Origin of the sequence: Odoribacter sp. N54.MGS-14 (genome assembly GCF_000980295.1) — a bacterium.
In the GTDB taxonomy this organism is placed as follows: Bacteria; Bacteroidota; Bacteroidia; order Bacteroidales; family Marinifilaceae; genus Odoribacter; species Odoribacter splanchnicus.
Map to the genome: position 1 here is coordinate 16,882 of NZ_LARL01000046.1, position 8,072 is coordinate 24,953.

8 protein-coding genes, 4 tRNA genes and 1 pseudogene are annotated in these 8,072 nt (G+C 40.5%); 7 read left to right on the top strand and 6 right to left on the bottom strand.

What is annotated here, in order from left to right:
• Positions 1-61 precede the first annotated feature (61 nt).
• From WS42_RS09850 to WS42_RS09860, 3 genes are all read right to left on the bottom strand, one after another.
• Positions 62-135 (bottom strand) — tRNA-Asp (locus WS42_RS09850).
• 27 nt (positions 136-162) lie between these two features.
• Positions 163-236, bottom strand: a tRNA-Asp gene (locus WS42_RS09855).
• Positions 237-263: 27 nt separating this feature from the next.
• Positions 264-337, bottom strand: a tRNA-Asp gene (locus WS42_RS09860).
• A 330-nt stretch (positions 338-667) separates the two neighbouring features.
• On the opposite strand from WS42_RS09860, the gene gcvH reads away from it, so the two are divergent.
• Positions 668-1,042 carry a glycine cleavage system protein GcvH gene (gene gcvH / locus WS42_RS09865; protein ID WP_022159273.1) on the top strand — a complete coding sequence of 125 codons (375 nt, stop codon included), beginning with the start codon at positions 668-670 and terminating at the stop codon, positions 1,040-1,042.
• A 129-nt stretch (positions 1,043-1,171) separates the two neighbouring features.
• Positions 1,172-2,554 carry a phosphoglucosamine mutase gene (gene glmM / locus WS42_RS09870; RefSeq protein ID WP_046403196.1) on the top strand — a complete coding sequence of 461 codons (1,383 nt, stop codon included), beginning with the start codon at positions 1,172-1,174 and terminating at the stop codon, positions 2,552-2,554.
• A gap of 83 nt (positions 2,555-2,637) precedes the next feature.
• On the opposite strand, the gene WS42_RS09875 is transcribed toward glmM, so the two are convergent.
• Positions 2,638-3,816, bottom strand: a complete 1,179-nt coding sequence (locus tag WS42_RS09875; protein ID WP_046451045.1) for a class I SAM-dependent rRNA methyltransferase — start codon at positions 3,814-3,816, stop codon at positions 2,638-2,640.
• A gap of 243 nt (positions 3,817-4,059) precedes the next feature.
• Between WS42_RS09875 and pgl the strand changes: the two genes are divergently transcribed.
• From pgl to WS42_RS15500, 3 genes are all read left to right on the top strand, one after another.
• Positions 4,060-4,770, top strand: a complete 711-nt coding sequence (pgl, locus tag WS42_RS09880; RefSeq protein WP_013612052.1) for a 6-phosphogluconolactonase — start codon at positions 4,060-4,062, stop codon at positions 4,768-4,770.
• Between the two features lie 221 nt (positions 4,771-4,991).
• A complete protein-coding gene (locus WS42_RS09885) occupies positions 4,992-5,801 on the top strand; it encodes a Fic family protein (RefSeq protein ID WP_046451046.1) in 810 nt (269 codons plus the stop codon).
• A gap of 70 nt (positions 5,802-5,871) precedes the next feature.
• Positions 5,872-6,048: a hypothetical protein gene (locus WS42_RS15500; protein WP_004323154.1), complete on the top strand. Its 177-nt coding sequence runs from the start codon at positions 5,872-5,874 to the stop codon at positions 6,046-6,048.
• 139 nt (positions 6,049-6,187) lie between these two features.
• Here the strand turns inward: WS42_RS15500 and WS42_RS15505 are convergent.
• Positions 6,188-6,346: pseudogene (locus WS42_RS15505) on the bottom strand (sugar phosphate nucleotidyltransferase); the annotation flags it as partial.
• Positions 6,347-6,530: 184 nt separating this feature from the next.
• Here WS42_RS15505 and WS42_RS09890 point away from each other — a divergent pair.
• Both WS42_RS09890 and WS42_RS09895 read left to right on the top strand, forming a co-directional pair.
• Positions 6,531-6,614, top strand: a tRNA-Leu gene (locus WS42_RS09890).
• A gap of 179 nt (positions 6,615-6,793) precedes the next feature.
• On the top strand, positions 6,794-7,603 hold the full coding sequence (locus tag WS42_RS09895; RefSeq protein ID WP_046451047.1) for a Fic family protein: 810 nt from the start codon (positions 6,794-6,796) through the stop codon (positions 7,601-7,603).
• A gap of 270 nt (positions 7,604-7,873) precedes the next feature.
• Here the strand turns inward: WS42_RS09895 and WS42_RS15510 are convergent.
• Positions 7,874-8,072 (bottom strand): hypothetical protein (locus tag WS42_RS15510; protein ID WP_286728470.1); only part of this gene is annotated, 199 nt, incomplete at its 5' end.

The following is an 8,072-nucleotide window of genomic DNA, read 5'->3' on the forward strand; positions in this document are numbered from 1 at the left end:
AGGCCTGTATTCTAACCAGCTGAACTACCGCACCAAAATTATTTTCATCATTTCAAAAAAGCGGTGCGGACGGGACTCGAACCCGCGACCCCAGGCGTGACAGGCCTGTATTCTAACCAGCTGAACTACCGCACCAAAATTATTTTCATCATTTCAAAAAAGCGGTGCGGACGGGACTCGAACCCGCGACCCCAGGCGTGACAGGCCTGTATTCTAACCAGCTGAACTACCGCACCAAAATTATTTTCATCATTTCAAAAAAGCGGTGCGGACGGGACTCGAACCCGCGACCCCAGGCGTGACAGGCCTGTATTCTAACCAGCTGAACTACCGCACCTTTTTTCATTTATGCATCAAACAACCACTGTTGTTCTCAATTGCGAGTGCAAATGTAGGACGTTTTTTTGAATCTGCAAATATTTTATCAAAAAAAGAGAAGAAATTTTGTAGAAATTATTTTGTAGCTGTAATAAGAAATTCAGAATGAGAAGGTTGAAGAGAACAATGAGAGATGGAAAATAAATCTTGGGAAAAAATGTGCTTTTTTGACTTTTTCATTAACTTTGGCCTTAGTTAAAACAAATAATAAACTGGATTTGTTTTCAGGTTAGTCCGGTGACAGACTAATGTGTAAATATTTAAAATTATTAAATCTAAATCATTAATAATGAACGTACCAGCAGAATTAAAGTACACCAAAGAACACGAATGGATTCGTGTAGAAGGTGAGGAAGCAGTTGTAGGAATCACAGATTATGCTCAAAGTCAATTGGGCGATATCGTTTTCGTTGAATGTGAAACAGTCGGAGATGCATTGGAAGCAGGTGAAACTTTCGGTACCGTTGAGGCTGTGAAAACTGTTTCTGATCTTTATTTACCGGTGGCAGGGGAAGTGCTCGAATTTAATGAAGAGCTCGAAGGTGAACCTGAATTAGTGAATAAGGATCCGTATGGAAAAGGATGGATTGTAAAAATTAAAATCAGTGATGAGACTGAACTGGATGGGCTGTTGAATGCTGATGCATACAAAGCGATAATTTAAGTCCTTGGAATGAGATAATTAAGGCTGTATTACGTGTAAGTAATACAGCTTTTTTATGTATATTAGGCGGACTAACTGATTTTTTATAATTTTGAATTTCTATTGAAATGAAATCTAAAATTTAAAGATATGACTTTGATAAAATCAATTTCGGGTATCCGGGGAACTGTCGGTGGTTGTCCCGGAGATAATCTTACCCCGCTGGATATCGTGAAGTTTGTTTCTGCCTATGCAACCTGGCTGAAGACAGGTGCCGGGAAAAAAAAGGCTAAAATAGTTCTGGGTAGGGATGCCCGGGTGTCGGGCGATATGTATGCCAAATTGGTGGCTGCAACATTGACGGGTTTGGGACACGATGTGGTCAATATCGGTTTAGCCACGACGCCGACAACAGAGATTGCTGTGACTGCTGAGAAAGCGGATGGAGGTATCATTCTGACAGCCAGTCATAATCCAAAGCAATGGAATGCGCTGAAATTATTGAATAGCCGGGGAGAATTTTTATCGGCAGCCGATGGGGAACAAGTCTTGAAATTGGCGGCAAAAGAAGAGTTCGAGTATGCTGAGGTGGATGAGTTGGGTACTGTTGTAGAAAAGGATTATACCCCATATCATATCAATCAGGTGCTGGCGTTAAAATTAGTGAATCGGGATGCGATAGCTCAGGCTGATCTTAAAATTGTCGTGGATGCGGTAAATTCGGTAGGAGGTGTTGTCATTCCGGCTTTATTGCGGGCCTTGGGGGTAAAAGAGATCATTGAATTGAACTGTGAGCCTACCGGACATTTTGCTCATAATCCGGAACCGATTCCTGAAAACCTGACTCAGATTGCTGCTAAAATGAAAGAATCCCGTGCAGACCTGGGAATCGTGGTCGATCCGGATGTCGATCGGCTGGCTTTGATCTCCGAGAACGGTGAAATGTTCGGTGAAGAGTATACCTTAGTGGCAGTAGCTGATTACGTATTGAAACACACCCCAGGGAATACCGTGTCTAATTTATCTTCCTCCAGGGCTTTGAAAGATGTGACAGAAGCTTACGGACAACAATATCATGCTGCGGCAGTGGGAGAAGTGAATGTGGTTGCCGAGATGAAACGAACGCATTCGGTGATCGGTGGAGAAGGGAATGGTGGTGTGATCTACCCGGAAAGTCATTACGGGCGGGATGCTTTGGTCGGAGTTGGATTATTCTTGTCCCATTACGTTGCCCAGAGTAAGAAGATGACCGAATTGAAAAGTACCTATCCGCCATATTTTATCTCGAAGAATAAGATGACCCTTTCCCCCGATATGGATGTAGATAAAATTCTGGAAGGGCTGAAAGAGAGATATGCCACAGAAAAAGTGACAGATATCGACGGGGTAAAAATCGATTTTGCACAAGGATGGGTGCATTTACGGAAATCGAATACTGAACCGATCATCCGTATTTACTCGGAAGCTAAAGACGAGGCTGCTGCCAATCAATTGGCAGAGGAAGTGATTGCCGCAGCTAAAAGTACGTTTTAGAGCGTGAGAAATTGAACTGTAAGCAGTGACCGTAAGGCTTATTTATCGTTTTCCGGATAAACCGGAAAACGATAGGCTGTATATTATTCGACATATAATACCAAGCCTTTCAGGTATTCGCCTTCCGGGTGGTATATGCTTACCGGATGATCTGCCGGTTGGGTTAACTGGTGGAGGATACGTACTTTCCTTCCTGTGTTGGCTGCTGCTGTGAATACGGTCTGACGGAACAGTTCCTTAGTCATGACTTGTGAGCAGGAGAAGGTGAAAATGATCCCACCGGGTTTGACGACTTCAATGCCTTTCCGGTTCAGTTTTTTATATCCCTGGATGGCATTGTTGAGTACATTCTGATGTTTCGCGAATGCCGGAGGGTCTAGAATGATCAAGTCGTATTTATTGTGAGATTGTTCCAGAAATCTGAAAGCTTCTTCTGCAAATGCTTCATGCCGCCTGTCTCCGGGAAAATTGAGTGCTACGTTTTGTTTGGCCAATTCGATCGCCCGGGTGGAGACATCTACGGAATGTACTGATCGGGCTCCTCCCCGCATGGCATAAAAAGAGAAACCTCCGGTGTAACAAAACATGTTTAAGACCTGTTTATTACCGGCATATTTTTCGAGCAGATGTCGGTTTTCCCGTTGGTCGATAAAAAAACCGGTTTTCTGGCCTTCTAACCAGTCGACATTGAATTTTAACCCATTTTCCTGTGCTATAAAATGATCCGCTTTCCCGTATAAGTAACCGTTATGTGGATCGATCGCCGCTTTGTAGGGAAGGGTAGATTCCGATTTATCGTAAATGGCGGTTAATCTGTCTCCTAAAGTTTCGAGTAGGGCCCGGGTGATATTTTCCCGTTCCAGGTACATACCTACGGAGTGGAATTGAACGACAGCAACACCGGCATAATAATCGACGACTAATCCGGGAAGATTGTCGCCTTCTCCATGGATCAACCGGAAAGTATCGTTGTCTGCTCTGTCGGTCAAACCGATAGCTCGGCGCATGTGATAGGCTGCTGTAATTCGTTGTAGCCAAAAAGAATAACCGATTTCTTCATCTTCAAAAGTGAGAATTCGGACTGCGATAGAACCGATCTGGTAATGCCCTGTCGCCAGATATTGATTGTCCGAACTATAGACTCTGACCAGGTCTCCTTCCTGTAATTTCCCCTCTGTTTTGGCGATTGCCCCTGAGAATATCCAAGGATGATAACGAAATACCGAACGGTCTTTTCCTGGTTTTAGTATGATTTTATTCATGAGATGAAGCATAACTGATTACTGGACTGCAAAAATAGATAAAAAACTTTGATCTGTTTCTTTAAAAGTCGATATTATAACCCTAAAACGAACGATTGCGTAATACACAAAGAATATTTGAGAGATAGTTTCTTGTTTTTGTTGGAAAAGTTCTTAAAAATTCATAAATTGCGAATATTGTCGGGGTATGTAATTTTGAGCTGAAGTGCCCCCTAAGAAGTTTAATACGATAAATACAAATAGATGAGACTTAAAGTATTGGGTTCTGCTGAAGATGCTTTGCGTGCAATGACAGAACAATTGATAGAAAAAATGAATATGCGGGGAATCTCTCCGTTCCATTTAGCATTGTCGGGTGCCGGTACGGCCCAACAAATGTTCGGGCTTTGGATTCGGGAATACCGGGAGAAAATAAAATGGGAGCAATTGAGGTTTTATTGGGTGGATGAGCGATGTGTTTCTCCTGATGATGAGGAGAGTAATTTCAAACATGCGGATGAATTGTTGTTCCGGCCTTTGGATATTCCACATGCCCATGTCCATCGTATTCATGGCGAACGGGAGCCTGAAGTAGAGGCCGAACATTATTCGGAATTGGTGAAATGGGAACTACCCGGATATGCCTCTTGTCCTCGTTTTGACGCAATCATTCTGGGAATTGGAGAGGATGGACATACTGCTTCTATTTTTCCTTCAACGCCGGAATTACTAACGGCAAAATGTTGCTATAAAGTATCCCAACATCCGGAAAGTGGACAGAAAAGAATTACAATGACAGGTAGTTTGATATTGAATGCGAAACTACTTCTTATCCCTGTATTGGGAAATGCAAAGACAAGCATTTTACAAAGAGTGATCAATGCAGAAGAAAACTCGGTCCTCCCTGCGGCTTATATTATCAATCATGCGCCGGAAGCGATGATCTTTACAGATTTGCAAGTAAGTCTGGAGTAAAAAAAGCATTTTGTATTCTGAAAGTCATATACCTCGGGTCAGGGTACAAGAAAGAAAGCTAAGTATTTGATAATCCAATACTTAGCTTTTTCTTTTGCTTGAATTTTCCCCACATTTTCCCCACACGTGCAAAAAATATAGCAGTAAGTCATTATTTCTTTTGGTTGAACGTAGTAAATAAGTTACCTTTGAAAAGAAATAAAGCCTATTAAATAAAAGTAATGGAACAAGGTGTTTGGCAAGAAATAGAACTGTTGTACCAGAAGTTTCAAAAACTTGGTATCAGTGAAGCGGTGGACTATGACAAGTACTACCTTTATTCTCTCATTACCCATTCCACAGCCATAGAAGGCTCAACGTTGACCGAACTTGATACGCAGCTTCTCTTTGACGAGGGAGTAACAGCGAAAGGGAAACCGCTTGTGCATCATCTGATGAATGAAGATTTGAAGCAAGCGTATGAACTTGCCAAAACTGAATCAGGCAGTCTTGTACCTATAACTCCTGCTTTTCTGAAAAGGTTGAATGCAATGTTGATGCGTACTACTGGCAGCGTTCACAGTGTGTTGGGCGGCTCTTTTGATTCTTCTAAAGGAGAGTTCCGTCTATGTGGTGTTACGGCTGGTGTTGGTGGACATTCTTATATGAACTATTTGAAAGTTCCTGCTAAGGTGGATGAACTTTGTGCGATTCTTCAAGAGAAGCAAAAGAAAATGGGAACATTTCGGGAACAATACGAATTGAGCTTTAATGCCCACCTTAATTTAGTAACTATTCATCCGTGGGTGGATGGCAACGGAAGAACGGCTCGATTATTGATGAACTACATCCAATTTTGCTATCACCTTTTTCCGACCAAAATATTTAAAGAAGATAGAGAAGCCTATATCCTTTCCTTACGTCAATGCCAAGATGAAGAAACCAATCAGTTGTTCTTGTTGTTTATGGCAGGACAGTTGAAGAAGTCGCTTTCTTTGGAGATTGAAAGGTTTAAAGCTTCGCAAAAGAAAGGATTCTGTTTTATGTTCTGATATTATATTAAGCAAAGAATTACTATTTACGAATTTGGGTAACTTTGTGTAGAATTAAAAAAAGTTTAATATGGACTTGGTGCAAATTTATCATAAAGCAAATATTTTGATTGCTCAGACTTACGGTATAACAGGTGTACCGGAAAAAGGATATGTTATCGTTACTGTTAATAATGTTAGATATATTGTATATTTCTACAAAATAGAAAGTGGCTGGAATATTGAGAAAGTAGAAGAATGCTTATAACTGAATTCTGCCTTTCTTTCCATTATTACAGTTGAAGCTAATTTTTTATGTTTATCTTCTATATAGTTTATGTAAATGTCTAAACAAATTATGTAGCCAATTTCCTTTTTTCTGAAGTTTTACACCAAATATAGCTTCGCACTATTTTTTTATAACGATCAAACGTTTGCTGTATTAGAGAACGTCCGGTCCCGAAGAAATCAAGGAATTGTTTAGGAAGGTTTTTGCGGCTATATGGCCAGAACCGACTACCTATACCTCCCCCCATGATGACACAATAATTATTGCTGTTTGTCATGATATAAAATCGTTTTAAAGTTTCCGCTAATATAGGGCTTATTTTTAGAAAACCATTGTCCGTTATCCCATAAATCGTAGTATATTTATCTTTTTTTGAAAAAAAATGCCGAAAAGTTTGTAGGTATGAAAAAAAGTCGTACCTTTGCAACCGCAATCGAGAAACAAACAATGTTTCAAGAGATGCCCAGATGGCGGAATCGGTAGACGCGCTGGTCTCAAACACCAGTGGATTCACTTCCATCCCGGTTCGACCCCGGGTCTGGGTACGAAAGAAAAAGCTAAGTATTGAATAATCAATTACTTAGCTTTTTCTTTCGTTTAAATTTTCCCCACATTTTCCCCACACGTGCAAAAAAATGTAGCAGTAAGTCATTGTTTTCTTTGGCTGAACATAGTAAATACATTACCTTTGAAAAGAAATAAAGCCTTTTATAGAAAAAAAACGATGGAACAAAGTGTTTGGCAAGATATAGAACAATTATATCAAAAGTTTCAAAAACTTGGTATTAGTGAAGCGGTGGACTATGATAAGTACTACCTCTACTCTCTTATCACCCATTCCACAGCCATCGAAGGTTCAACGCTTACTGAACTTGATACGCAGCTTCTCTTTGACGAGGGAGTGACAGCTAAAGGAAAACCGCTTGCCCATCACTTGATGAATGAGGACTTGAAGCAAGCGTATGAACTTGCCAGAACCGAATCCGACCGACTTGCTCCAATAACGCCTGCTTTTCTGCAACGATTAAATGCAACGCTGATGCGTGCTACAGGCAGTGTACATAGTGTAATGAGTGGTTCTTTTGATTCATCTAAAGGAGATTTTCGCTTATGTGGTGTCACGGCTGGTGTCGGTGGACATTCTTATATGAACTATCTAAAAGTTCCTGCTAAGGTGGATGAACTTTGCGCTATTTTACAAGAGAAGCAAAAGACCGTGGGAACATTACGGGAACAATATGAATTGAGTTTCAATGCCCACCTTAATTTAGTAACCATACATCCGTGGGTCGATGGTAACGGAAGAACGGCTCGGCTATTGATGAACTACATCCAATTCTGCTATCACCTCTTCCCCGCCAAGATATTCAAGGAAGACAGAGAAGCCTATATCCTTTCCTTGCGCCAATGTCAGGACGAAGAAACCAATCAACCTTTCTTGGACTTTATGGCAGAGCAATTAAAGAAATCCCTTTCTTTGGAGATTGAACGGTTCAATGCTTCACAAAAGAAAGGGTTTTGTTTTATGTTCTGATATTATATTAAAATAAGATAAAACAAGGACTACTATTTACGAGTTTAGAGTAAACTTGCATTTGGAAAAGTTGATATCCATAGGAAGAAAAGAACTGTACTTACCTTGCCGCAATACGAGTTGCCTGCATATCGAGGATAATCCACTTTGATTTATAAGGCTTGAACTCCCTGTATTTCCGATCCTTTGCATTATGCTTGTGCTATTTTAGCGGCTTTTTATCAGCAATTAGTATCCGTTGTTATACACTGAGAATTTCCGCTGTTCTCATTAATGGCATTCTATTATTTTTGCATTTGGATATTTCTGTTTTGCAATCCGTTTAATATCTTCTTTCGCATCTTGTGACATGTTTTTTCCTAAACGGATTTCAACAAGACTTTCAATCGGGAAATGTATACATCTTTCATTATTGGAAGCATCTGACTCCCACATTTTATGTAATCTGTATTCTTGTTCAAAGCTCCAT

What these genes read in the sequence shown, in the direction of transcription:
- gcvH (WP_022159273.1), top strand. Translation starts at nt 668, where the DNA reads ATGAACGTACCAGCAGAATTAAAGTACACCAAAGAACACGAATGGATT.
- glmM (WP_046403196.1), top strand. Translation starts at nt 1,172, where the DNA reads ATGACTTTGATAAAATCAATTTCGGGTATCCGGGGAACTGTCGGTGGT.
- WS42_RS09875 (WP_046451045.1), bottom strand. Translation starts at nt 3,816, where the DNA reads ATGAATAAAATCATACTAAAACCAGGAAAAGACCGTTCGGTATTTCGT.
- pgl (WP_013612052.1), top strand. Translation starts at nt 4,060, where the DNA reads ATGAGACTTAAAGTATTGGGTTCTGCTGAAGATGCTTTGCGTGCAATG.
- WS42_RS09885 (WP_046451046.1), top strand. Translation starts at nt 4,992, where the DNA reads ATGGAACAAGGTGTTTGGCAAGAAATAGAACTGTTGTACCAGAAGTTT.
- WS42_RS15500 (WP_004323154.1), top strand. Translation starts at nt 5,872, where the DNA reads ATGGACTTGGTGCAAATTTATCATAAAGCAAATATTTTGATTGCTCAG.
- WS42_RS09895 (WP_046451047.1), top strand. Translation starts at nt 6,794, where the DNA reads ATGGAACAAAGTGTTTGGCAAGATATAGAACAATTATATCAAAAGTTT.